The 22,294-nt window shown below is 66.0% G+C and carries 22 protein-coding genes and 1 tRNA gene; 13 read left to right on the forward strand and 10 right to left on the reverse strand.

All coding sequences use genetic code 11. The features are described from left to right. Positions 1–115: 115 nt before the first annotated feature. Together tatC and AC1Z3O_RS00560 are read left to right on the forward strand one after the other, a co-directional pair. Positions 116–910, forward strand: coding sequence for a twin-arginine translocase subunit TatC (tatC, locus tag AC1Z3O_RS00555; RefSeq protein WP_483512763.1), 795 nt, complete (start codon positions 116–118; stop codon positions 908–910). A gap of 252 nt (positions 911–1,162) precedes the next feature. Next, on the forward strand, positions 1,163–2,266 hold the full coding sequence (locus tag AC1Z3O_RS00560; protein WP_483512764.1) for a porin: 1,104 nt from the start codon (positions 1,163–1,165) through the stop codon (positions 2,264–2,266). Positions 2,267–2,840: 574 nt separating this feature from the next. Here AC1Z3O_RS00560 and AC1Z3O_RS00565 read toward each other — a convergent pair. Next, entirely contained in the window at positions 2,841–4,034 is a 1,194-nt protein-coding gene (locus AC1Z3O_RS00565; protein ID WP_483512765.1) for a Do family serine endopeptidase, read from the reverse strand. 20 nt (positions 4,035–4,054) lie between these two features. On the opposite strand from AC1Z3O_RS00565, the gene AC1Z3O_RS00570 reads away from it, so the two are divergent. After that, the gene (locus tag AC1Z3O_RS00570; protein ID WP_483512766.1) at positions 4,055–4,801 is read left to right on the forward strand and encodes a Nif3-like dinuclear metal center hexameric protein; all 747 of its coding nucleotides are present in this window, start codon (positions 4,055–4,057) and stop codon (positions 4,799–4,801) included. A 185-nt stretch (positions 4,802–4,986) separates the two neighbouring features. On the opposite strand, the gene mscL is transcribed toward AC1Z3O_RS00570, so the two are convergent. Continuing rightward, positions 4,987–5,412 carry a large conductance mechanosensitive channel protein MscL gene (gene mscL / locus AC1Z3O_RS00575; RefSeq protein WP_483512767.1) on the reverse strand — a complete coding sequence of 142 codons (426 nt, stop codon included), beginning with the start codon at positions 5,410–5,412 and terminating at the stop codon, positions 4,987–4,989. A 214-nt stretch (positions 5,413–5,626) separates the two neighbouring features. Between mscL and petA the strand changes: the two genes are divergently transcribed. From petA to AC1Z3O_RS00605, 6 genes are all read left to right on the forward strand, one after another. Further along, positions 5,627–6,244 (forward strand): ubiquinol-cytochrome c reductase iron-sulfur subunit, encoded by a 618-nt coding sequence (petA, locus tag AC1Z3O_RS00580; RefSeq protein WP_483512768.1) that lies wholly within the window; start codon positions 5,627–5,629, stop codon positions 6,242–6,244. Between the two features lie 2 nt (positions 6,245–6,246). After that, positions 6,247–7,650, forward strand: coding sequence for a cytochrome b (locus AC1Z3O_RS00585; protein ID WP_483512769.1), 1,404 nt, complete (start codon positions 6,247–6,249; stop codon positions 7,648–7,650). 32 nt (positions 7,651–7,682) lie between these two features. Then, positions 7,683–8,426, forward strand: a complete 744-nt coding sequence (locus tag AC1Z3O_RS00590; RefSeq protein ID WP_483512770.1) for a cytochrome c1 — start codon at positions 7,683–7,685, stop codon at positions 8,424–8,426. Positions 8,427–8,628: 202 nt separating this feature from the next. Further along, positions 8,629–9,240 carry a glutathione S-transferase N-terminal domain-containing protein gene (locus AC1Z3O_RS00595; protein WP_035870642.1) on the forward strand — a complete coding sequence of 204 codons (612 nt, stop codon included), beginning with the start codon at positions 8,629–8,631 and terminating at the stop codon, positions 9,238–9,240. A gap of 62 nt (positions 9,241–9,302) precedes the next feature. Further along, the gene (locus tag AC1Z3O_RS00600) at positions 9,303–9,785 is read left to right on the forward strand and encodes a ClpXP protease specificity-enhancing factor (RefSeq protein WP_483512771.1); all 483 of its coding nucleotides are present in this window, start codon (positions 9,303–9,305) and stop codon (positions 9,783–9,785) included. 52 nt (positions 9,786–9,837) lie between these two features. Then, positions 9,838–9,913 (forward strand) — tRNA-Thr (locus tag AC1Z3O_RS00605). Positions 9,914–10,017: 104 nt separating this feature from the next. Here AC1Z3O_RS00605 and AC1Z3O_RS00610 read toward each other — a convergent pair. After that, positions 10,018–11,226, reverse strand: coding sequence for an outer membrane beta-barrel protein (locus AC1Z3O_RS00610; protein ID WP_483512772.1), 1,209 nt, complete (start codon positions 11,224–11,226; stop codon positions 10,018–10,020). Positions 11,227–11,255: 29 nt separating this feature from the next. Next, the gene (locus AC1Z3O_RS00615; RefSeq protein ID WP_483512773.1) at positions 11,256–11,486 is read right to left on the reverse strand and encodes a hypothetical protein; all 231 of its coding nucleotides are present in this window, start codon (positions 11,484–11,486) and stop codon (positions 11,256–11,258) included. A gap of 471 nt (positions 11,487–11,957) precedes the next feature. Between AC1Z3O_RS00615 and AC1Z3O_RS00620 the strand changes: the two genes are divergently transcribed. Beyond that, the gene (locus AC1Z3O_RS00620) at positions 11,958–12,362 is read left to right on the forward strand and encodes a PliI family lysozyme inhibitor of I-type lysozyme (RefSeq protein WP_483512774.1); all 405 of its coding nucleotides are present in this window, start codon (positions 11,958–11,960) and stop codon (positions 12,360–12,362) included. Positions 12,363–12,393: 31 nt separating this feature from the next. On the opposite strand, the gene AC1Z3O_RS00625 is transcribed toward AC1Z3O_RS00620, so the two are convergent. Both AC1Z3O_RS00625 and AC1Z3O_RS00630 read right to left on the reverse strand, forming a co-directional pair. Continuing rightward, positions 12,394–13,386 (reverse strand): Bug family tripartite tricarboxylate transporter substrate binding protein, encoded by a 993-nt coding sequence (locus AC1Z3O_RS00625; RefSeq protein WP_483512775.1) that lies wholly within the window; start codon positions 13,384–13,386, stop codon positions 12,394–12,396. A 60-nt stretch (positions 13,387–13,446) separates the two neighbouring features. Next, a complete protein-coding gene (locus AC1Z3O_RS00630; RefSeq protein ID WP_483512776.1) occupies positions 13,447–14,943 on the reverse strand; it encodes an amidase in 1,497 nt (498 codons plus the stop codon). 136 nt (positions 14,944–15,079) lie between these two features. Here AC1Z3O_RS00630 and AC1Z3O_RS00635 point away from each other — a divergent pair, with 136 nt between their 5' ends. Beyond that, positions 15,080–15,991 carry a LysR family transcriptional regulator gene (locus AC1Z3O_RS00635; protein ID WP_483512777.1) on the forward strand — a complete coding sequence of 304 codons (912 nt, stop codon included), beginning with the start codon at positions 15,080–15,082 and terminating at the stop codon, positions 15,989–15,991. A 58-nt stretch (positions 15,992–16,049) separates the two neighbouring features. On the opposite strand, the gene gcvA is transcribed toward AC1Z3O_RS00635, so the two are convergent. Continuing rightward, positions 16,050–16,961: a transcriptional regulator GcvA gene (gcvA, locus tag AC1Z3O_RS00640; protein WP_483512778.1), complete on the reverse strand. Its 912-nt coding sequence runs from the start codon at positions 16,959–16,961 to the stop codon at positions 16,050–16,052. Positions 16,962–17,065: 104 nt separating this feature from the next. On the opposite strand from gcvA, the gene AC1Z3O_RS00645 reads away from it, so the two are divergent. Then, positions 17,066–17,917, forward strand: coding sequence for an EamA family transporter (locus AC1Z3O_RS00645; RefSeq protein WP_483512779.1), 852 nt, complete (start codon positions 17,066–17,068; stop codon positions 17,915–17,917). 62 nt (positions 17,918–17,979) lie between these two features. Here the strand turns inward: AC1Z3O_RS00645 and AC1Z3O_RS00650 are convergent, their stop codons facing one another. Both AC1Z3O_RS00650 and AC1Z3O_RS00655 read right to left on the reverse strand, forming a co-directional pair. After that, entirely contained in the window at positions 17,980–18,474 is a 495-nt protein-coding gene (locus AC1Z3O_RS00650) for a YgjP-like metallopeptidase domain-containing protein (RefSeq protein ID WP_483517480.1), read from the reverse strand. A gap of 43 nt (positions 18,475–18,517) precedes the next feature. Then, complete coding sequence (locus AC1Z3O_RS00655) at positions 18,518–18,742, reverse strand: hypothetical protein (RefSeq protein WP_483512780.1); 225 nt, start codon at positions 18,740–18,742, stop codon at positions 18,518–18,520. Between the two features lie 207 nt (positions 18,743–18,949). On the opposite strand from AC1Z3O_RS00655, the gene ettA reads away from it, so the two are divergent. Beyond that, positions 18,950–20,617, forward strand: a complete 1,668-nt coding sequence (ettA, locus tag AC1Z3O_RS00660) for an energy-dependent translational throttle protein EttA (RefSeq protein WP_483512781.1) — start codon at positions 18,950–18,952, stop codon at positions 20,615–20,617. 504 nt (positions 20,618–21,121) lie between these two features. Here the strand turns inward: ettA and AC1Z3O_RS00665 are convergent. Further along, complete coding sequence (locus AC1Z3O_RS00665) at positions 21,122–22,261, reverse strand: metallophosphoesterase (protein ID WP_483512782.1); 1,140 nt, start codon at positions 22,259–22,261, stop codon at positions 21,122–21,124. Positions 22,262–22,294 lie beyond the last annotated feature (33 nt).

Genomic DNA, 22,294 nt, shown 5'->3' on the forward strand with positions numbered 1-22,294 from the left:
CCGGCCCGATCGTGCGCCGGCATCCCGGCCGGGCGCCGTGGTCCGCTCCCGCGAGCCGCGCCCGCGCCACCACAGATTTCTCCTTGCCAGCCCGCGAGGCTGAGCGGTTCACGCCATGAGCGATACGCGTTCCCCAGACTCCCAAGACCCGCAGGACGACCAGCAGGAAACGTTCATCTCCCACCTGGTCGAGTTGCGCGAGCGCCTGGTCAAGGCGGTGGCCGGCGTGCTCATTATCTTCCTTGGCCTGGTCTACTGGGCGCCGGAAATCTTCAATCTGTTCGCGCGGCCGCTGATGGTGTCGCTGCCCAAGGGCGGCAGGATGATCGTCACCGACGTGACGGGGTCGTTCTTCGTGCCGATGAAGGTCACGCTGCTGGTTGCCTTCCTGATTGCCCTGCCCTGGGTGCTGTACCAGATCTGGAAGTTCGTCGCCCCCGGCCTGTACCAGCACGAAAAGCGCCTGATCCTGCCGCTGGTCAGCAGCAGCTATGTCCTGTTCCTGTGCGGGGTCACCTTCGCGTACTTCCTGGTGTTCCCGACGGTGTTCCATTTCATGGCGCACTACAACGCGCCGCTGGGGGCCGATATGTCGACCGACATCGACAAGTACCTCAGCTTCGCCATGACCATGTTCCTGGCCTTTGGCATAACATTCGAAGTGCCGGTCGTGGTCATCGTGCTGGTGCGCTTCGGCGTGGTCGAGCTAGAAAAGCTCAAGCAGGTGCGCCCTTATGTGATCGTCGGTGCCTTTATCATCGCCGCCGTGGTGACGCCGCCGGACGTGCTTTCCCAGCTCCTGCTGGCCGTGCCGCTGATCGCGCTTTATGAGTTGGGGTTACTGATGGCACGCTTTTTCTTGAAGCCGGAAGACGCGCCCGAGGCCGTGGGCGAAACGCCGGCGGATTGAGTCGGCGGCCCGGCCGTGCTCGCCGGGTCACCCCTCGTACGCGGGGCATTCTGCACCAGATTGGGGAAAATTCGCGTCTTGTTTGTTGTTCGTCTGCAACATAAAGGCCTGAATCACAGGGTTTACCGTGAAAAAGCCTTCTGACGCTCGGGGAGGCTGGCCCATAATACGCAGCAGACGTGAAGTTAGTGCGTCGCCCAATCACTTGGGCAAGCCAAGATTTCCCAATCAGTTGACAAGGAAAGTGTCGATATGAAAATGAAACTGTTTGCAGCTGCCGTCGCCGCTCTGGCCGCCGGCGGTGCGTATGCCCAGTCGAGCGTGACCCTGTACGGCGTGGCTGACGTCGGTGTTGAGTACACCAACCGCGCTGTTGCCCCGAACGGCACCACCGCCAACGCATGGCGCATGACCTCGGGCAACCAGTCCGGTTCGCGCTGGGGCCTGCGTGGCGTGGAAGATCTGGGCGGCGGCCTGAAGGGCATCTTCAACCTGGAAAGCGGTTTCAGCGTTGACACCGGCGCTCAGTCGGATTCCAGCCGTCTGTTCAATCGTAACGCTTACGTCGGTCTGCAGAACCAGTGGGGCACCCTGACCCTGGGCCGTCAACAGACCCTGTTCTATGACTTCGGTCTGGTCTACGATCCGATGGCGATTTCGACCCGCTACTCGATCACCTCGATGGCTCCGGAATTCGCTTCGCGTGCTGACAACGCCGCCAAGTACGTCGGTACCTTCGGTGGCCTGACCGTCGGCGCTCTGTGGAGCTTCAACAACAACGGCAACGAAGTCCCGGGCGCATTCACGACCGGCCGTGAGTACGGCTTCACCGCCATGTACGGCGCTGGCCCGTTCTCCGTTGGTGCTACCTATGACCAGTCGAACAGCTCGAACGTTGCTACCAACGGTCAGCTGATCCGTCGCGCCAGCGTTGCTGGTACCTACGCCTTCGGCCCGGCCAAGGTGTACGCTGGTTACCGTTGGGCCAAGGCCTACAACGGCGCTGCTCTGCCGGGCGCTATCCAGGCCAACACCACGCTGGCTGATGCGAACAGCGCGTCGAACCTGTACTGGCTGGGTCTGGGTTACCAGCTGACCCCGGCTCTGTCGCTGAGCGGCGCAGCTTACTACCAAGACTACCGCAACACCTCGGCTGATCCGTGGCAATTCGTCGCGACCGCCGACTACGCGCTGTCGAAGCGTACCGACCTGTACGCATCGGTGTCGTACGTCAAGAACAAGAGCGGTTCGCAGCTGGGCGTGGATGGCTTCAACAGCACCCTGACCTCGCAAAGCAACGTGCTCAACGGCGGCAACCAGATCGGTGCCGTGGTTGGTGTCCGTCACAAGTTCTAATTTGACGCGGGCGTGAGCCCGCTTCGAATTGACTTGCAGGCGAAGCGCCGGCATCCGCAAGGATGCCGGCGCTTTCTTTTTTGGGCCTCGGCGTGAGTGCAGTGCGTAAGCCGACGGCCTTCCAGGGGCGGGTAACGTGCTGCCTTTCACTAGTGGCCAGGGCGGGCGGAGCAGGCCAGCCAAGGGCGGTCTCGTGCCGCCAGCTGGCTTCTTGGTGGCCTCGATGCAAGGTTGGCCGGGAGGCGGCGACAGACGGCGTCGCCTTTCGAGCTCCTCGACACTCCGGCGGCGTCGTCAGTGTGCCAGTGCGTCCGGAGAGGATGAGGCAGATCGCAACCGGTCACGGTCGCCTATGCGGTTTGGCCTGGTCACGAGGCCCTCGTTGACCTGCTGACGTGCCGTTCCCCCCGTGGTGCCTCGTTCGAATCCCCGACGCTATCGGCGTGATCCAGTCGTGGCGATGCCTTCATGGCGTTGTCCGTCAACTGGCCTGGGGAACGGCCAAAAAAAAAGCCCGCCGGTCGGCGGGCTTTGCTTGCGGTCCTGCACTCTCGCGCCGGCACAGCCGGCGAACCTATTCTTCCTCGTCGTCCAACGGCAGCGCACGGCGCGGCGGCGGTGGGCGCTTGCCGATCATCACGGTCAGCTGGGCCTGCTTGCCGCGGCGCATGACTTCCATCTTGGTTTCGGCACCCGGCTTGAGCTGGGCCACCGCATTGAGCAGGGCGGTGCTGTCGGAGATGTGCTGGCCGTCCACGGAGATCAGTACGTCACCCGGGCGCACGCCTGCCTTGTCGGCCGGCCCGCCCTGGACCACGGCGGCGATCAGGGCGCCTTCCTTGGCGTCCAGGCCAAAGGACTCGGCGATCTCAGGCGTCATGTCCTGGGGCTCGACGCCGATCCACCCGCGCGTGACCGAGCCGGTGGAGATGATGGATTCCATCACCTGCTTGGCGGTCGAAACGGGAATGGCGAAACCGATGCCCAGCGAGCCGCCCGAGCGCGAATAGATGGCCGTGTTGATGCCGAGCAGGTTGCCACGGGCATCCACCAGGGCACCGCCCGAGTTGCCGGGGTTGATGGCGGCGTCGGTCTGGATGAAGTTCTCGAAGGTGTTGATGCCCAGGTGGCTGCGGCCCAGCGCCGACACAATGCCCATGGTGACCGTCTGGCCGACGCCGAACGGGTTGCCGATGGCCAGCACCACGTCACCCACCTTGACGTTCTCGATCCGCCCCAGCGTGATGGCCGGCAGGTCCTTGAGCGCCACCTTCAGCACGGCCAGGTCGGTCTCGGGATCCGAGCCCACCACCTTGGCATTGCCCTTGCGGCCATCGGTCAGCGCCACCTCGATCTCGTCTGCGCCGTCCACCACATGGTGGTTGGTTAGAATGTAACCCTCGGCGCTGACGATCACACCGGAACCCAGGCTGGAAACCGGTTCCTGCCGTTCCGGCAGGCGGTCGCCGAAGAAGAAGCGGAACCAGGGGTCTTCCTGCGTGTTCGGGCCGCGCTTGTGGCCGTTCTTGCTGGTGAAGATATTCACCACCGCCGGCATTGCCTGCTGCGCCGCATCGCTATAGGAGCCCTCCGCCGCGGAGCCGGACACATTGGGCACGACTTCCTTCAGCGCGACAATGGGGGAGCCGGACTGCACGGCCACCCGCCCGCGCTGCAGCCAGTCCGGCTTCAACGTGGCCACGACGAACCACACGGCCAGCACGACGGTGACAGCCTGGGCGAAAAACAGCCAAAAGCGGCGCAACATATTAGGAATTTGAGCGAAAAATGAGAACTAAAGAGCTGGAATTGTACTTGAACGATCTGCTCGAAGCGTTTCGCTACAAGGACTATTGCCCCAACGGCCTGCAAGTGCAAGGCCGCGGGGAGGTACAGCACATCGTCACCGGCGTGACCGCCAGCCTCGCGCTGGTCGAGGCGGCGATCGAAGCGGGCGCTGACGCCCTGCTGGTCCATCACGGCTATTTCTGGAAGAACGAAGACGCGCGCGTGATCGGGCAGAAGCACGCCAGGCTCAAGCGCCTGCTCGGTGCCGACCTCAACCTCTTCGCCTACCACTTGCCGCTGGATGGCCACCCCGAACTGGGCAACAACGCCCAACTCGCGTTGCAACTCGGCATCGTACCGAACGGCCGCTTCGGCGACGACCAGTTCGCCTGGACTGGCGTGCTGCCGCAACCGATGCCGCTTGAGGCGTTCGCCGCACATGTCGGCGCCGTGCTCGGGCGCGAGCCGCTGGTTCTCGGCAACCCCGACCAGTCCATCCACCGTGTCGGTTGGTGCACCGGCGGCGCGCAGGGTTATTTCGACGCGGCGGTAGCGGCCGGCGTGGATGTCTACCTGAGCGGCGAGGCCTCCGAGCAGACCACCCACCTGGCGCGCGAGAGCGGGGTGGCTTACCTTGCCGCGGGCCATCATGCCACCGAACGATTCGGCATCCGCGCGCTGGGAGAGCACGTGGCTGAGCGCTTCGGCCTGCGCCATACCTTCATCGATATCCCGAATCCGGTCTGAGCCTGCGGCCGGCAAACGCGCCGGCCGCAGTGGCAATCATATCGTTGCTGGCCAACAACGCGGCAATTCTGCAGGCCGGTTGATCTAGCGCAAGACCGGAAATTGGAACGGATGTTCGAATATGCGGCGCCGCAATAAAGTGCGGCGCCGCAATATTTTTTTCGATGCCGTTTACGGGTAATGCCTTACTTAGCTTGCAGGCTGTCGCGAATTTCGCGCAGCAGCACGACTTCTTCGGGAGTCGGTGCCGGTGCGGGCGGCGGCTCTTGGGCGCGCAGTTTATTGAAGCCGCGCACCATCAGGAAAATGATGAAGGCGAGAATGACGAAATTCACAACGATGGTCAGGAAATTCCCATAGGCGAAGACCGGGACGCCTGCTTTTTTCAGGGCGTCCAGCGTCATGGGTGTGCCGGCCGGTGGCTCGGACAAGGTGACGAAGAGGTTGGAGAAGTCAAGCTTGCCGATGATGCGGCCCACGATGGGCATGATCAGGTCGTTGACCACAGAATCCACGATTTTCCCGAAGGCGGCGCCGATGATCACACCGACCGCGAGGTCGATCACGTTGCCGCGCATGGCGAACGTTTTGAATTCCGAAATCATTCCCATAAATTACTCCTGATTTGTTGCGCGTATCGAATCATACGCATGGTAAAAGCCTGCCGTAACGCCGTCAGGAACGCAAGCGCGCGGACCCTGGGACGCGCGCAATGTCCGATTATCGTACGGCCGTGGCGTGTCGTGCGCCTTTCGTCGACCAATGTGCCTAAGGTACAATTTGCGGCTGACGCAAAATCTAAATTGACTTCCCCTGGGGTTTGGAATGAGTGACCAGCAAAACGTGAAAAACGTGGATAAGGGGCGCCGCAACTGGCTGATTGCGACGTCCGTGGCTGGCGGCATCGGAGGAGTGGCAGTGGCGGTGCCGTTTGTCAGTACGTTTGCGCCATCCGAAAAGGCGAAGGCAGCAGGTGCACCGGTCGAGGCCGACATCGGCGCGCTGAAGCCCGGCGAGATGATGACAGTGGAGTGGCGCGGCAAGCCGGTCTGGATCCTGCGGCGCACCGAAGAGATGCTGGCGTCGCTCAAGAAGACCGATGGCGAGGTGGCCGATCCGAACTCGGAAGTCCCCTTCACCATGAAGACCCCCGAATACGCCAGGAACGAAACCCGTTCTCGCGCCGAGCACAAGGCCGTGCTGGTGGTGGTCGGCATCTGCTCCCACCTGGGCTGCTCCCCCTCAGGCCCGTTCCCTGCCGGTGCCAATCCGCAACTCGGCACCGACCCCGGTTTCCTCTGCCCCTGTCACGGTTCCACCTTCGATCTGGCCGGTCGCGTCTTCAAGAACAAGCCGGCCCCGCAGAACCTTGACGTTCCCCCGTACCAGTTCCTGTCCGACACCAAGATCGTGATCGGCAAGGACGAGAAAGGAGAGGCTTGACCATGGCAGCCGAAAAAGAAGTCAAGACGACCGGCCTGCTGGGCTGGGTCGACGCCCGCTTCCCCGCCACCCAGTTGTGGGAAGACCATCTCTCCAAGTACTACGCGCCGAAGAACTTCAACTTCTGGTACTTCTTCGGTTCGCTGGCGCTGCTGGTGCTGGTGATCCAGATCGTCACCGGCATCTTCCTGGTGATGAACTACAAGCCCGACGGCACCCTGAACGCCGCCGGCATCCCGGTTGCCTTCGCCAGTGTCGAGTACATCATGCGCGAGGTGCCCTGGGGCTGGCTGGTGCGCTACATGCACTCGACCGGCGCTTCGGCCTTCTTCGTCGTGGTCTACCTCCACATGTTCCGGGGCCTGCTGTACGGCTCCTACCGCAAGCCGCGCGAACTGGTCTGGATCTTCGGCTGCCTGATCTTCCTGTGTCTGATGGCCGAGGCCTTCATGGGCTACCTGCTGCCCTGGGGCCAGATGTCGTACTGGGGCGCCCAGGTGATCGTGAACCTGTTCTCGGCCATCCCGGTGATCGGCCAGGACCTGTCGCTGTTCATCCGCGGCGACTACGTGGTCAGCGACGCGACCCTGAACCGCTTCTTCTCCTTCCACGTGATCGCCGTGCCGCTGGTGCTGCTGGGCCTGGTTGTGGCGCACATCATCGCGCTGCACGAAGTGGGCTCGAACAACCCCGACGGCGTCGAGATCAAGGCCAAGAAGGACGAGAACGGCATCCCGCTGGACGGCATTCCCTTCCACCCCTACTACTCGGTGCATGACCTGCTGGGTGTGGGCGGTTTCCTGATGATCTTCTCGGCAGTGATCTTCTTCTTCCCCGAGGTCGGCGGCTACTTCCTGGAAGCCAACAACTTCTTCCAGGCCGATCCGCTGAAGACGCCGCCGCACATCGCGCCGGTCTGGTACTTCACGCCGTTCTACTCGATGCTGCGCGCCACCACGTCGAACTTCCTGCCGATCCTGTGGGTGTTCTTCGCGCTGCTGCTGGGCATGGTCTTCCTGCGCAGCAAGGACTCGCGCATCAAGATGGGCGCGCTGGCCATCGCCGTGATCCTGGCGGTCGGCTTCTACTTCATCGACGCCAAGTTCTGGGGCGTGCTGGTGATGGGCGGCTCGGTGATCGTGCTGTTCTTCCTGCCCTGGCTGGACCAGTCGCCGGTCAAGTCGATCCGCTACCGTCCTGCCTTCCACAAGTCCATCCTGACCGTCTTCGTGGTGGTGTTCATAGTCCTCGGCTACCTCGGCGTGCAACCGCCGTCGCCGGTGGGCGAGAAGGTGTCGCAGCTCGGCACCCTGCTGTACTTCGCCTTCTTCCTGACCATGCCGCTGTGGAGCCGCGCCGGCACCTTCAAGCCTGTGCCAGATCGCGTGACCTTCACCCCGCACTGATCGAAGGGCCCACAAGAGGACAAGGACACAAGATGAAAAAGCTGCTTTCGATCATCGCACTCGCGGGCGCCTGCTTTGCCGCCACGCCCGCTATCGCCAGCGAGGGGGGCTACCCCCTGGAGCCGGCGCCGGTGCAGACCAGCGATCTTTCCTCGCTGCAGCGCGGCGCGAAGCTGTTCGTCAACTACTGCCTGAACTGCCACGGCGCGTCGATGATGCGCTACAACCGCCTGCGCGACATCGGGCTGAGCGACGACCAGATCCGCGACAACCTGCTGTTCACCGCGGACAAGGTCGGCGAGACCATGAGCATCGCCATGCATCCGAAGGATGCCAAGGCCTTCTTCGGCGTCACGCCGCCCGACCTGTCGGTGATCGCACGCGCACGCGGCGATGACTGGCTCTACACCTACCTGCGTACTTTCTACCGCGACAACAGCCGCGCCACCGGCTGGAACAACCTGGTGTTCCCGAGCGTGGGCATGCCGCACGTGCTGTGGGAACTGCAAGGCCAGCGCTCCGCCAAGTTCCAGGAAGTGGAAGCGCACGGCGAGACGGTGCACAAGTTCGCCGGTTTCGAGCAGATCACGCCGGGCAAGCTGAGCACGGTCGAGTATGACCAGGCGGTGGCCGACATCGTCGGCTTCCTGGACTGGATGTCCGAGCCCGCGCAAAACCAGCGCAAGCGCCTGGGCGTCTGGGTGCTGCTTTTCCTCGGCATGTTCACGATCTTCGCCTGGCGCTTGAACGCTGCCTACTGGAAAGACATCAAATAAGCCTGGCAGAAGCCACAGGGGCTGGAGCGGAAGTTGCCCGGGCAACGCCGCTCCAGCCCCTTTTCGTTGTATTGCAACGGTCACATTAAGCGGCGAGTGTCCGGCTTAAAGTTACGCAAAAGCCACAAATTTGCTTTCTGTTGGCCGCTTCTGCCAGAATATTGAGCTTAGTCAATCGACCCCGTACGCAAGGAATCCAACCATGATGGTGTTGTATTCGGGCACCACCTGCCCGTTCTCCCAACGTTGCCGCCTCGTCCTGTTCGAAAAGGGCATGGATTTCGAGATCCGCGACGTCGACCTGTTCAACAAGCCGGAAGACATCTCGGTGATGAACCCGTACGGCCAGGTGCCCATCCTGGTCGAGCGCGACCTGATCCTGTACGAGTCGAACATCATCAACGAGTACATCGACGAGCGCTTCCCGCATCCGCAGCTGATGCCGGCCGACCCGGTGCAGCGCGCCCGCGCCCGCCTGTTCCTGTTCAACTTCGAAAAGGAACTGTTCACCCACGTCTACGCCCTCGAGAACGAAAAGGGCAAGGCCGCGGAAAAGAACCATGAGCGTGCCCGCGCCGCGATCCGCGACCGCCTGACCCAGCTTGCCCCGATCTTCGTCAAGAACAAGTACATGCTGGGCGAAGAGTTCTCGATGCTGGACGTCGCCATCGCCCCGCTGCTGTGGCGCCTCGACCACTACGGCATCGAGCTGTCGAAGAACGCCGCGCCGCTGCTGAAGTACGCCGAACGCATCTTCAGCCGCCCGGCCTACATCGAAGCACTCACCCCCTCGGAAAAGGTGATGCGCCGCTAAGAGCGGCCAGCCATCCGGCGCCAGCGCCGGATGGCCGCCCGCCTCGCGCCACTGGAAGCACCATGCCTGAAACCTCCACCAAGCCCTACCTGGTCCGCGCCATTTACGAGTGGTGCACCGACAACGGCTTCACGCCGTACATCGCCGTCTTCGTCGACGCCAACACCAACGTGCCGCGCGAGTTCGTCAAGAACAACGAGATCGTGCTGAACGTCAGCTTCGACGCCACCAGCGGCCTCGACATGGGCAATGAGTGGATCACCTTCAGCGCCCGTTTCGGCGGCGTTTCGCGCAAGATCGAGGTGCCCATCGACAACGTGCTCGCCATCTACGCCCGCGAGAACGGGCAGGGCATGGCCTTCCCGGTGGAGCGCAGCGTCCCCGAAACGCAGGCGGCCACCGAGCGCGAGAACAACCCCCCGCCCAAGCTGGCCCCGGTCGGCGCAGACGCTGCGCCCGCCCCGCAAGGCAACGGCGACGACGATCCCAATCCGCCCGTGCCCCGCATCGGCGGCAAGAAGCCCGCACTGAAGGTGGTCAAGTAAGCCATCGTCAAGCGGCGGCACATGCAGTAGAATCACGGGCTGCACCACATTAGCCGGCTTAGCTCATCAGGTAGAGCAGTTGATTTGTAATCATCAGGTGGCGGGTTCGAGTCCTGCAGCCGGCACCAAGAATTGGAAGGGCTACGCGAAGTTTGCGTAGCCCTTTTGCTTTTCGGGGGCGCAACGCCTTCTGATAGCGTCCAGCGCCTCCCGTCCCAGCCCGCCGCAACCCCTACAGCAAGAACCCCACCTCCAGCATCCCCCGCACCTGCGAGTGCCGGTTGCCATCCGCGCCGAAGGCCTGCCCCGGCGCCGTCTTGCGCGCACCCACATAGGAGAACTCGGCGCGCGCGAAGAAGCGCTTGTACTGATAGGTGGGCGTGATCGTCAGTGACCAGGCTTCGCTGCCCGGTCCATACAGCAGGTTCGCCGAGCCGCTTTCGGCGCTGCCGGTGGTGCCGATGTACTCCAGCCGCACGGGCAGCTTAAAGCCCGGCAACCGCAGTGAGGCGGGCGTGGCGGCGTTGCCGAAGTCGTAGCTCAGCAGCAGCGCGGCGCCATAGGTGGAAGCCGATGCATTGGCGCCGACGGCCGGCATGGCCGGTACGTGGGTGTATTGCACATAGGGCTGGATGGTCCACGCACCATGGGTGTGCGTGTAGATCAGGTTATAGATCTGCTGGTTGTTCTGCAGCACCGGCGTGGCGCTGGTCGACACCTCGTTGCGGCTGGTGCTGGCGCCGCCGTCGAACGTGATGGTGTTGCTGTCATCGAGCGCATAGCTGGCCAGGCCTGTTATCCAGTTGTAGTGCTCCGAATAGAAGCCGTCGTTCACCGAGGCTGACAGCGTCAGCGGACCCGAGGCGTAGTTGACCTGCACACCGCGGTTCACGGCATTTTCCTGGTTCCACAGCAGGCCGCGCTGGATGTTGATGTTCTGGAACGTGAAGGTGCTTTCCGCGCCGATCAGCGTCGGCAGCTTGCCGACCATCACCGAAAAGCTGTCGGTCGGGGCGAGCTTGACGTAGCCCTGCGGCAGGGCGTTGAACAGCGCGGGCGTGGCATTCTCGGCGCGCTGGTAGGGAACGCCGAGCACGGGGATCGAGTAGTAGCCTGCCTGCAGGAAGAACTGGAGCGTGCCAGTCGCCTTGTTGACGAATACTTGCCCATTGCTCAGGTCGGCCACCCAGGTGTGGTCGGTGGCTGCCGCATGGTTCTGCACCAGTCCCAGGCCGCTGACGACGCCGCCGACATAGATGGGGCCGAGGGCGCCGGCATCGAGGCGCACGGGCGCGGAGCTCAGCGTGCTCGATATGGTTGGCTGCAGCGCGGGAGTGGCGGGCGCCTGTTCGGCCTTGGCGGCTTCGGTGGTGTCGGCATTCGTCGCCGTGTCCTGCGCCCATGCTGCCGGGCCGAGGCCCAGGGCGGCGAGCGCAGCCACAGTCACTGTGCAAGGATAAGACCGGATTCTCATTGGGTGGCTTCCTTTGTCGTTGTATCCGCCGCGGCGTGGCTTGCGCCACGTGGAAGGAGCAGTCCGCCGCGGTTCGCGGGAATCGCACCGGCCCGGTGCGAACGACTGCGGCGCTGCAAGTCCCATGCCATCCGTGGCCGCCGGAATCGCTTGCCATGCCGCAATGCCGCGCCCCGCGTGGGCTGCATGGCATTGGGAATCAAACGATCGAAACGATTGCTCTCCATGCGATTTCCTTCCTTGACGGCGCCGTGGATCCGTCATGGTCCGGACGGCGCGTCAGCAAGATGCCGCACGAGTTTGCGGCCTGCCTCCGGGAAAAAGGCGGTTCGGCGCACCGGGTCCCCCAATCATAGAAAGATCCTCTCGGTGAAATCTTTTTCTGTTCGGTACCGCTCCGACGGCAGCCTCCGTTTCGCTCACCCCTGAGTCCGGATCCTGGCGCGCAGAGTTCGCCCGGCCCCGTTCGCGTCCCGGGGCCGGTGCCGAGCATCGCTCGCCATTCAAGGAGCTGCCCCGTCTGTGCGCACCACTTGATTCTTCGCGCGGCCGCGTGTGCAATGCTTCCGTCTGTTCGATGCTTACCGAAAAGGAGCGCTGTGAACCGAGCGAATGCAATGAATCCCGTGAATGCAGCGAAGAAAGGTGTCTTTTCCTGCTGCCTTGCCGCGTCGATCGCGCTGGCGGGCCTGCCCGCAATGGCGAAGGACGGCGTCGCGCTCACCTTGCCGGACCAACGGGTTGCCGTGCTGTCCGAGGGCGATCTCGAAGCCGCCTCGATGGGCAGCTATTCCGTCGCCGTGTTCAAGGATGCGCAGTTGCTGGATTTCGTCGCCGGCGCGGTCTATTCGCGCAACGGCACCATCTTCCAGGACGACGGCAAGCTGCGCGTGAAGTTCGCGGATATCACCGGTGACGGCACCCAGGCGCTCATTGTCTCCAAACTCACCGCCGGCTCCGGCAACTATCTGGAAGTCGATGCGCTGCGGATCGATGCCGGCAGCGTGCGCCTGCTCACACGCATCCAGACCGATACCCACCACGATGAGATCGCCGAGCTGAAGGCGGCGTGCCGGCGCGGCGCGTGCGCGCCCGCCAAGTAGCGCGCCGCGCGGCTCGCGCTTCCGGCGGGCATCAGTCCACGCGGATGCTCGCCCGCGCGGCCACCGCCCGCATTTCCGGCAATTCCTTCTCGATGCGCTGTCGCAGCGCGGCGCCGTCGCCATAGGCGGGGCTCAGGCCGAGCTCGACCATCCTGGCCTTGGTCTGCGGCGCGGTGGCAACCTCGGCCAGCGCCTTCTCCAGCTTCTGCTGCACCGGCTGCGGCAGGCCCGCCGGCGCCAGCAGGGCAAACCACGTGCCCATCTGGAAGCCGGGATAGCCGCTCTCGGCCACGGTGGGTACCTGGGGCAGCGCCGGCAGGCGCTGCGCCGAGAGCACCGCCAGTGGCTTGATCTTGCCGCCGTGGATCAGCGGCTGCGTGGCGACGATGGTGTCCACCGCCACCTGCACCTGCCCCCCGGCCAGTGCCGTCAGGCTGGGCGCGCTGCCGTTGAAGGGCACGTGGACCATATGGATGCCGGCGGCGTACTTCAGCATCTCGCCGCCGAAATGGACCGAGGAGCCGGTGCCGAAGGAACCGTAGGAGAACTTGTCCGGCTGCGCCTTGGCCTGCGTGACCAGATCCTTCAGCGAATTGACCGGCGTCTCGGGATTGGCCACCAGCACCAGCGCCATGTCGGCCACCATGCCGAGCGGCGTGAAGCTCGTGAGCGGATCGTAGGCCAGGTTCTGGCGGATCGCCGGGTTCAGCGTCAGCGTGGTGCTGGCGCCTAGCAGCAGGGTGTAGCCGTCGGGCGGCGACTTGGCCAGTACCGTGGCACCGACCACAGTGCTGGCGCCGGGCTTGTTCTCCACCACCACCGGCTGGCCCAGCTTCTCGCCCAGGCCCACGGCAAGCAGGCGGCCGAGCACGTCGGTGGCGCCGCCGGCCGCGAACGGGATCAGCAGCCGGACCGGCCGTGTCGGGTAGGCGGCCTGCGCCTGCGTGCCGGCCGGGGCGGTGGCGCACAGGCCAGCCACCAGGAGGGAGAGGATGCGGGGCACTGCAGTCGTGGTGAACGTCATGTCGGGCTCCTGCCGGCTGAGGTGTGGTGGAAGATCAAGAATGCGCGCGCACGCCCGTGCTCAGCCCAGCAGCGGGCTGGCAGTGCGTGCGTAGCCGCTGGCCTGGTCATAGGCGTGGCCGAGCTGCAGCACCGCGGCATCGGCTTGGGTGGGGCCGATGATCTGCAGCCCGGCGGGCAGGCCGCTGGGGCCGAAGCCTGCCGGCGCGGACAGTACCGGCAGGCCCGCCATGGTGGCCGGCACCACGGCCTGCATCCAGCGGTGATAGGTATCCATGGCGCGGCCGCCCACGGTCTTGGGCCAGTCCCAGCTCACGTCGAAGGGAAAGACCTGCGTGGCGGGCATGACCAGGAAATCGAAACGCTCGAACAAGACGCGCAGGGTCTGGTACCAGGCGCTGCGCACCCGGGCCGCGTCGTAGACCTGCATGGCCGGCAGCGCAAGGCCGCGCTCGATCTCCCACACGGCCTCGGGCTTGAGCAGCGCGCGCTTGGCCGGATCGTGGTACAGCGCCGCGTTGGCGCCCGCCACGAAGAAGCTGCGCAGGTCGATCCAGGCGCGCCACAGGCGTTCCAGGTCGAAGTCCGGCAGCGCCGGCTCGACGCGGCAGCCGATGGCGTCGAAATGGGCCAGCGCCGCCACGCAGGTGTCGAGCAGGCCCGGCTCGGTGGGCAAGTGGCCGCCCAGGTCGCCGAGCCAGCCGATGCGGGTGCCGCGCAGGTCCCGCTCCAGCGTCAGCGCGAAGGCGCCGGGCGCCTCCGCGCGGCGCGTCAGCGGCAGGCGCGCATCGAAGCCGGCCTGCACCGACAGCAGCAGCGCCAGGTCGGGGACGTTGCGAGCCATCGGGCCCGCCACGCTGAACTGCTGGAAAAAGACTTCCTCGGTCGGTCCGTGCGGCACGCAGCCGAAGGAGGTGCGCAGCCCGTAGATGTTGTTGAAGGCGGCCGGCGTGCGCAGCGAACCCATCATGTCCGAGCCGTCCGCCACCGGCAGCATGCGCAGCGCCACCGCGACGCCGGCGCCGCCGCTGCTGCCCCCGGCCGAGCGGCCGGGATCGAAGGCGTTGCGGGTGGCGCCGTAGACCGGGTTGTAGGTATGGCCGCCGAGGCCGAACTCCGGCGAGTTGGTGCGGCCGACGAACAGGGCGCCGCCGGCGCGCATGCGTTCGAAGACCACCGCGTCGGCGGCGGGCACATGGTCGCGGAACACCGGCGAGCCCTTGGTGGTGACCATGCCTGCCACCGGCATGATGTCCTTGGGCGCCTGCGGGAAACCGTGCAGCGGGCCACGGCTGTGGCCGTGCGCGAGCTCTGCGTCGCGCTCGTCCGCCTGCGCGGCCAGCGCCGCGCGGTCGGCCGGCGCGACGATGGCGTTGACCACCGGGTTCAAGCGATCGATCTGCGTCAGGTAGGCCTGCAGCACCTCCGCGCACGACACCTCGCGCGCATGGATGGCGAGCGACAGCGAGACCGCGTCGAGTGCGACGATGCCGGCGGGCGGCGTGGCGGGCGCCGCAGTTGGCGCTGCAGTGGGCGGGGGGCTGTCGGGAGCGGGCATCGGCGTGTGTTCCGGAGCGGCGAAAGGGTGGCGGACAGGGACAACAGGGACAGCCTAGGGAGACGCTCGGCTTTCGACAATCGACGATTTTTTCAAATATCCTTGAGTTTTACGCAAACCTGAGGGCCTTCGCGCGATGATCTCCAAGCAGCTGCAGGACACGTCGCTGCGCTACTTCCTCGAAGTGGTGCGCTGCGGTTCCCTGAGCGAGGCGGCCCAGCGCCTGAACGTGACAGCCTCGGCGGTGAGCCGCCAGGTGGCAGCGCTGGAGTCGCTGCTCGGCGTGCCACTGTTCGATCGGCGTCCGCGCGGCATGGCGCCCAGCGCAGCCGGCGAACTGCTGGCCGCCTTCGCGCTGCGCGGCGCGCTGGAGGCCGACCGCGTGGTATCGGAGATACAGGCCCTGCAAGGCCTGCGGCGCGGGCGCGTACGCATCGCCAGTTCGGCCGGCTTTGCCATCGAGTTCCTGCCGCGCGCCATCGCCGCCTTCCGCGGGCGTTTTCCGGGCCTGCAGTTCCATGTGCGCGTCGCCAGTCCGGCCGAGGCCACCGCCACGGTGCTGCGCGGTGATGCCGACATCGGCGTCACCTACAGCCGCGCCGCTGAGCAGGGCATTCGCGTGGAGCACCGGCAGCAGGCCCCGGTGATCGCCATCATGCGGCCGGACCATCCGTTGGCGCGCTTTCGCGCCGTCACGCTGGCGCAGATGCACGCCTACCCGATCGCGCTGCCGGAGGGGGACAACACCGTGCGGCAGCTGTTCGACATCGCCTGTGGCGAGCGCGGGATCGCCTTCGAGCCGGTGCTCGTCACCAACCACTTCGAGACGCTGACCAACTTCGTGGTACACGGCGGTGGCTTGTCGATCTCCGGCGAGGTCACCGTGCGCGGCCGCGTCCAGCGCGGCGAACTGCATGCGGCCGAGATCCGCGAGCGCGGCATGCGCGGGCGCGCCATCGAACTGCAGACGCTGCGTGGGCGCACGCTGCCCGAGGGCGTGCGCGCCTTCCTTGATTTTCTGCGGCAGCAACTGGCCGGGCAGGGCTAATGGGCGCTGGGGTGTACCAGGCCGGTGCCGCCCGACGCTGCCGGCCCGCGCCTGCCGCTCAGCCTGCCGCGGCCGGATGCCCGGCGTCGCCTTCCGCCTCCAGCCATCCCGTGAACGCCTGTACGATCGCATCGCCCGCTTTGTCCTGCGGCACATAGCTGCAATAGCTGCGCGAGGGCAGCCGTAGGGCGGGAAACGGCGCGACAAGCCGCCCGCTGGCCAGGTCGTCGGCGACCAGGGCGGTCGGTCCCATCGCCACGCCCAGGCCGTCGAGCGCAGCCTGCAGCGTGAGGTAGAAGTGGTCCAGCGTCAGCGCGGCGGCGGGCGCCAGCGCCGGCACGCCGGCGAGTGCCAGCCAGTCGTCCCAGGCGCGCGGCAGCGTCGATGCGTGCAGCAGCGCGTGGTGGCGCAGGTCGGCGGGCGCGGCCAGCGGCGCGCCTGCGAGCAGGGCGGGGCTGCATACCGGCAGCCGTTGCTCGGACAGGAAGGGGCGCATCGCGTAGCCGTAGAAGGTATCGGGGCCGCCGCGGATGATGACGTCGTAGGACTCGCGCAAGACATCGACCGGCTCGTTAGAGGTATCGAGCCGCACGTCCGCTTCCGGGTGCAGCCGGCGGAAGCGTTCCAGCCGGGGCACGAGCCAGCGCAGCGCGAAGGTGGCGACGCTGCTGACTCTCAGCACCGTGCGTGTGCGACGTGCGCCGCGGCCGTAGCGGGTCGTGGCCGAGGCGATGCGATCGAAGGCCGGGCCGATCTCGGCCAGGTAGGCGGTGGCCGCGGGCGTCAGCACCACGCGGCGATTGTGCCGCTCGAACAGCGGCTGGCCGAACCAATCCTCCAATTGCCGCACATGCTGGCTGATGGCGCCTTGCGAGACGTGCAATTCGGCGGCAGCGGCCTTGAAGCTGCCGAGGCGTGCCGCGGCCTCGAAGGCGCGCAGCGCGTTGAGGGGGGGCAGGGTGCGCGACATCGGCGATTCTCGTAATAGTTTTCCTCTCTTGAGAGGCCAAATCTACTGGTTTGTCGACGGGGTTTCAAGCAGGGATACTGATGCGAAATCTTTTGGAGACGCCGATGTCCACCCCGATCGTGATGCTGGTCCTGTTCGCCGCCCTGCTGCATGCTGGCTGGAACGCCGCGGTGAAGGCCAGCGCCGACAAGACCCTGGACGTCGTGCTGGTCACCGCCGGCGCCGCGCTGCTCTCGGCGCTGGCGCTGCCCTGGCTGCCAGCGCCGCTGCCGCAGAGCTGGCCGCACCTGGCCGCCTCGGCCGCCATCCACGTGGTCTATTTCTCGCTGGTGGGTGCGGCCTATCGCCAGGGTGACATGAGCTACGCATACCCATTGATGCGCGGCCTGCCGCCGTTGCTGGTGGCGCTGGCCAGCGGCGCCCTGATTGGCGAGCACCTGCCCGCCGGCGCCTGGGGCGGAGTGCTGCTGATCTGCTGCGGCATCCTGAGCCTGATGCTGGTCCAGCGTCGTACGGCCGGCGCCGCGCGAGGGGCGCGCGGCGCGACTGGCTTTGCACTGGCCAATGCCGTGGCGATCGCCGGCTATACCTTCGTTGATGGCACCGGCGTACGCCTGTCGGGCAACGCTGCGGCCTACACGGCGTGGGTGTTCGTGCTGACGGCAACACCGATGCTGGGCTGGGCACTGCTGCGGCGCGGTGCCGATGTCGGCCGGCATTTCCGTCAGCGTTGGCATGTCAGCCTGCTCGGCGGCGCATGCACGGCCGGCGCCTACGCCATGGTGCTGTTCGCGATGGAACACGCACCGGTGGCGATGGTGGCTGCGCTGCGCGAGACCGCCATCGTCTTCGGCATGGGTTTGTCCGCGCTGGTGCTGAAGGAGCGCTTCGGGCGCAGCCGGCATGCGGCCGCGCTGGCGATCATGCTGGGGGCGGTGGTGCTGCGGATGGCGTGAGGCGGGACGGCAAGCCGCGAGAGGTGCGGCGCCGATCGTCGCCGCGATGCATGCGCGCGGCTTCAGTCCTGCCCGCGCTCCAGATCGCGCCACGCCAGGAACAACCGCGTGTCGAACTCGAGCTGGTGGTAGCCCCGCTCCATGTGCTCGCACAGGCGGTAGAAGGCCTTGTTGTGCTCGCTTTCCTTCAGGTGCGCGAGCTCGTGCACCACGATCATGCGCAGGAACTCGGGCGGCGCTTCCTTGAACACCGAGGCCACGCGGATTTCCTTCTTGGCCTTGAGCTTGCCGCCCTGCACGCGCGAGATGGCGGTGTGCAGCCCGAGCGCGCGATGGGCGGTATCGAGGCGGGCGTCGTAGCCCACCTTATGCAGTGGCGGCGCGCTGCGCAGGTATTCCTGCTTGATCTCGCTGGTGTAGTCGTACAGCGCGCGGTCGGTCCGCACCGCGTGGCGTGCGGGATATTTGCGCGCCAGGTGCTCGCCCAGCTTGCCGGCGGCGACGAGCGCGCGCACCTGGTCGAGCACATCGGGCGGATAGCCGCCGAGATAGCGCAGCGGGTCGCGTCCGGCGGGGCGCCAGGTTTCGTTCACTGCGGGATCAGTGGTGGTGATGGTGGTGGTGCGACCAGTTAGCGTCGAGCGAGTCGACGTAGGACTGCACCGCGTCCTTGTCGCCGGTGGCGTGGCGCATCAGCTCGCCGCACTTGCACCAGCCCTGGTAGGGCGTGATGTGCGAGCAGGCGGAGACCTTCTGCAGGAAGAGGGTGACGGGCTTCGTGCACTTCTTGCACTTGAAGGTCAGGGTGCGGGCGGGTTTGCTCATCGGCTGGTCCGGTACGGCTGGAATCGGTTGGTGCCCATCTTGGCCAGGGCGGCCGGGCAGGTGCTGCCGCGTGGCGGGCAGCGCAGACGGCATTGTACCGGCTGGGGGCGGCGCGCGCCGGGCCAGGCGCGGGACGCTTCCGGGCCTTGTGGGCGCCTGGCTTTGCTACACTGCCGCCATTCCCAAGCACCGAGACCGCGAACCCGCATGGCACAGTACGTTTTCACCATGAACCGCGTGGGCAAGATCGTTCCGCCCAAGCGTCACATCCTGAAGGACATCTCGCTGTCCTTCTTCCCCGGCGCCAAGATCGGCGTGCTGGGCCTGAACGGCTCCGGCAAGTCCACGCTGCTGAAGATCATGGCGGGCCTGGACAAGGACATCGAGGGCGAAGCCACGCCGATGCCCAACCTGAACATCGGCTACCTGCCGCAGGAGCCGCAGCTCGACCCCGAGCAGACCGTGCGCGAGGCGGTGGAAGGCGGCCTGGGCGAAGTGTTCGAGGCGCGCAAGAAGCTCGATGAGATCTACGCCGCCTACGCCGAGCCGGACGCGGACTTCGATGCGCTGGCCGCCGATCAGGCCAAGTACGAGGCTATCCTCGCCGCTAGCGACGGCAACAACGCCGAGCAGCAGCTCGAGATCGCCGCCGACGCGCTGCGCCTGCCGCCCTGGGATGCCAAGGTCGGCCACCTCTCCGGCGGCGAGAAGCGCCGCGTGGCGCTGTGCCGCCTGCTGCTGTCGCGCCCGGACATGCTGCTGCTCGACGAACCCACCAACCACCTGGATGCCGAGTCGGTCGACTGGCTGGAGCAGTTCCTGACGCGCTTCCCTGGCACCGTGGTGGCTGTCACCCACGACCGCTACTTCCTCGACAACGCCGCCGAATGGATCCTGGAACTGGATCGCGGCCAGGGCATCCCCTGGAAGGGCAACTACAGCTCCTGGCTAGACCAGAAGGAAAACCGCCTGCAGCAGGAAGAGTCGACCGAATCGGCACGGCAGAAGGCGCTGAAGAAGGAACTGGAGTGGGTGCGCCAGAACCCCAAGGGCCGCCAGGCCAAGTCCAAGGCGCGCCTGGCCCGCTTCGACGAGCTCAACAGCCAGGAATACCAGAAGCGCAACGAGACCCAGGAAATCTTCATCCCGGTGGGCGAGCGTCTGGGCAATGAGGTCATCGAGTTCAAGAACGTCAGCAAGGCCTTCGGCGACCGCCTGCTGATCGACGACCTGAGCTTCACCGTGCCGCCGGGCGCCATCGTCGGCATCATCGGCCCGAACGGCGCCGGCAAGTCGACCTTCTTCAAGATGCTGACCGGCAAGGAGCAGCCTGACAGCGGCGAGATCAAGGTCGGGCCGACCGTCAAGCTGGCCTTTGTCGACCAGAGCCGCGACGCGCTCGACGGCAACAAGACCGTCTTCGAGGAAATCTCGGGCGGCGCCGACGTACTGCAGGTAGGCCGCTACGAGACGCCTTCGCGTGCCTACATCGGCCGCTTCAACTTCAAGGGCGGCGACCAGCAGAAGCAGGTTGGCACGCTGTCGGGCGGCGAGCGCGGCCGCCTGCACATGGCCAAGACGCTGATCGCCGGCGGCAACGTGCTGTTGCTGGACGAGCCGTCCAACGACCTCGACGTGGAAACGCTGCGCGCGCTGGAAGACGCGCTGCTGGAGTTCGCCGGCTGCGTGATGGTGATCTCCCACGACCGCTGGTTCCTGGACCGTATCGCCACCCACATCCTGGCCTTCGAGGGCGACTCGCACGTCGAGTTCTTCCCCGGCAACTACCAGGAGTACGAGGCCGACAAGAAGAAGCGCCTGGGCGAGGAAGCCGCCAAGCCGAAGCGCATCCGCTACAAGCCGATCGCGCGCTGAGCGCGGCGCTGGCCGGAAAGTGCAACGCCCTCGCTTGTGCGAGGGCGTTTTTTATTGCGGCTGTGGCGGGCTATCGTTGGTGCTGGAAAGCGGCGGCGGGCTGGATCACCCCCTTGGCTTCGTCTGTATGTGGCGCCTTGCTAGACCACCCCTCTCCCCAACCCTCTCCCCATGAGGGGAGAGGGGGGCAAGACACTGTGCTTGGCCAATGGTGCTGGCGCATCTTGTCGGCTTCGTCTTGCCTTGGCGTGCTGGATCACACCGACGGCTTCGTTTTGGTGTGGTGCCTTGCTAGACCACCCCTCTCCCCAACCCTCTCCCCATGAGGGGAGAGGGAGCCAAGACGCTATGCTTGGCGATTGGTGTTGGCGCATCTTGTCGGCTTCGGCTGGCGCGTTGAGATTCGCGCCGCGGTGGTTGGCTCCCCTCTCCCACTTGTGGGAGAGGGGCCGGGGGAGAGGGCGGGCGCTCGCCGGAGCGATGGGATTCCCTGGGTGTGGCCTCTTACGCCGTCGCCCGCACCAGCCGGATCCGCGTGATCTCCGATGGCGCGCCGAAGCGCTTGGGCGGCCCCCAGTAGCCGGTGCCGCGGCTGGTATAGACCCACATTTCGGCATGCCGGTCGAGGCCGGCCACATAGGGCTGCTGCATCGGCACGAACAGGTTCCACGGCCAGAACTGGCCGCCATGCGTGTGGCCGGAAAGCTGCAGGTCGAAGCCTGCCTCGGCGGCGGCGGGCGCGGTGCGAGGCTGGTGGGCCAGCAGCACGCGCACGCGGGCATCGGGCGGCGCGCCGTCGATGGCGCGCGCGGGATCGCTGCGGTGCGCCTCGTCGAAGCGGTGGGCCGAGTAGTCCGTCACGCCTGCCAATACCAACTGGTGCCCGTCGCGTTCGATCACCACGTGCTCGTTCATCAGCACGCGCACGCCCAGCCGGCGCAGTTCCGCGATCCAGGGATCGGCCCCCGAGTAGTACTCGTGGTTGCCGGTGACGAAGTAGCTCCCATGCGCGGCCTGGAGCTGCCTCAGTGGCTCGGTGTGATGCCCCAGCTCGGGTACGGTACCGTCGACGAGGTCGCCGGTGATGGCCACCGCGTCGGGCTGCAGGCTGTTGACGCGCTCGACGATGCGCGACAGGTAGGGGCGCTTGATGGTGGGGCCGACGTGGATGTCGCTGATCTGCACGATGGTGAAGCCATCCAGTGCGGCCGGCAGGCCGGCCACCGGCACCTTCACCTCCACCACTCTTGCCAGCCGGCGCGCGTTGAACAAGCCCAGGGCCGTCGCCAGCAGTGCCAGAAGGAGCACGGCGGCGGCGCTGCCTGGCAGCAGCCAGGCCGGATGCCAGCCGGCCACCTGGCTGACGAGCAGCATCGCGTCGCGCGCCAGGGTCAGCACCAGCAGTGAGGAAAAGAAGCCCATTGCCAGCATGCCCACCCAGGTGAGCGCGTCGGACCAGGGGTGGCTGAGGCGGCGGGCCAGCAGGGCAGCCGGGATCAGGGGCCACGACAGCAGGAGCCAGAGGGCGCCCAGCAGCTTTAACAGCAGCGGCGCGGGCAGGTCGGGCAGCACGCGCACCCCGATATAGGCATGCAGCAGCCCGATCAGGATGGCGGCAATGAAAACGGTGGTGCGAGGGGGCATGGCACCTCTTCGGTAGGAGCGGCCGGGGCAGCG

Source organism: Cupriavidus sp. 09_S30 (assembly GCF_056930435.1).

Excerpts from the sequence above, each read along its gene's own strand:
- AC1Z3O_RS00595 (WP_035870642.1), top strand. The coding sequence starts at position 8,629 with ATGATGGTGTTGTATTCGGGCACCACCTGCCCGTTCTCCCAACGTTGC.
- AC1Z3O_RS00665 (WP_483512782.1), bottom strand. The coding sequence starts at position 22,261 with ATGCCCCCTCGCACCACCGTTTTCATTGCCGCCATCCTGATCGGGCTG.
- AC1Z3O_RS00620 (WP_483512774.1), top strand. The coding sequence starts at position 11,958 with ATGGCGAAGGACGGCGTCGCGCTCACCTTGCCGGACCAACGGGTTGCC.
- AC1Z3O_RS00655 (WP_483512780.1), bottom strand. The coding sequence starts at position 18,742 with ATGAGCAAACCCGCCCGCACCCTGACCTTCAAGTGCAAGAAGTGCACG.
- mscL (WP_483512767.1), bottom strand. The coding sequence starts at position 5,412 with ATGGGAATGATTTCGGAATTCAAAACGTTCGCCATGCGCGGCAACGTG.
- AC1Z3O_RS00585 (WP_483512769.1), top strand. The coding sequence starts at position 6,247 with ATGGCAGCCGAAAAAGAAGTCAAGACGACCGGCCTGCTGGGCTGGGTC.
- AC1Z3O_RS00625 (WP_483512775.1), bottom strand. The coding sequence starts at position 13,386 with ATGACGTTCACCACGACTGCAGTGCCCCGCATCCTCTCCCTCCTGGTG.
- AC1Z3O_RS00615 (WP_483512773.1), bottom strand. The coding sequence starts at position 11,486 with ATGGAGAGCAATCGTTTCGATCGTTTGATTCCCAATGCCATGCAGCCC.
- tatC (WP_483512763.1), top strand. The coding sequence starts at position 116 with ATGAGCGATACGCGTTCCCCAGACTCCCAAGACCCGCAGGACGACCAG.
- ettA (WP_483512781.1), top strand. The coding sequence starts at position 18,950 with ATGGCACAGTACGTTTTCACCATGAACCGCGTGGGCAAGATCGTTCCG.
- AC1Z3O_RS00565 (WP_483512765.1), bottom strand. The coding sequence starts at position 4,034 with ATGTTGCGCCGCTTTTGGCTGTTTTTCGCCCAGGCTGTCACCGTCGTG.
- petA (WP_483512768.1), top strand. The coding sequence starts at position 5,627 with ATGAGTGACCAGCAAAACGTGAAAAACGTGGATAAGGGGCGCCGCAAC.
- gcvA (WP_483512778.1), bottom strand. The coding sequence starts at position 16,961 with ATGTCGCGCACCCTGCCCCCCCTCAACGCGCTGCGCGCCTTCGAGGCC.
- AC1Z3O_RS00645 (WP_483512779.1), top strand. The coding sequence starts at position 17,066 with ATGTCCACCCCGATCGTGATGCTGGTCCTGTTCGCCGCCCTGCTGCAT.
- AC1Z3O_RS00570 (WP_483512766.1), top strand. The coding sequence starts at position 4,055 with ATGAGAACTAAAGAGCTGGAATTGTACTTGAACGATCTGCTCGAAGCG.
- AC1Z3O_RS00635 (WP_483512777.1), top strand. The coding sequence starts at position 15,080 with ATGATCTCCAAGCAGCTGCAGGACACGTCGCTGCGCTACTTCCTCGAA.
- AC1Z3O_RS00560 (WP_483512764.1), top strand. The coding sequence starts at position 1,163 with ATGAAAATGAAACTGTTTGCAGCTGCCGTCGCCGCTCTGGCCGCCGGC.
- AC1Z3O_RS00630 (WP_483512776.1), bottom strand. The coding sequence starts at position 14,943 with ATGCCCGCTCCCGACAGCCCCCCGCCCACTGCAGCGCCAACTGCGGCG.
- AC1Z3O_RS00600 (WP_483512771.1), top strand. The coding sequence starts at position 9,303 with ATGCCTGAAACCTCCACCAAGCCCTACCTGGTCCGCGCCATTTACGAG.
- AC1Z3O_RS00590 (WP_483512770.1), top strand. The coding sequence starts at position 7,683 with ATGAAAAAGCTGCTTTCGATCATCGCACTCGCGGGCGCCTGCTTTGCC.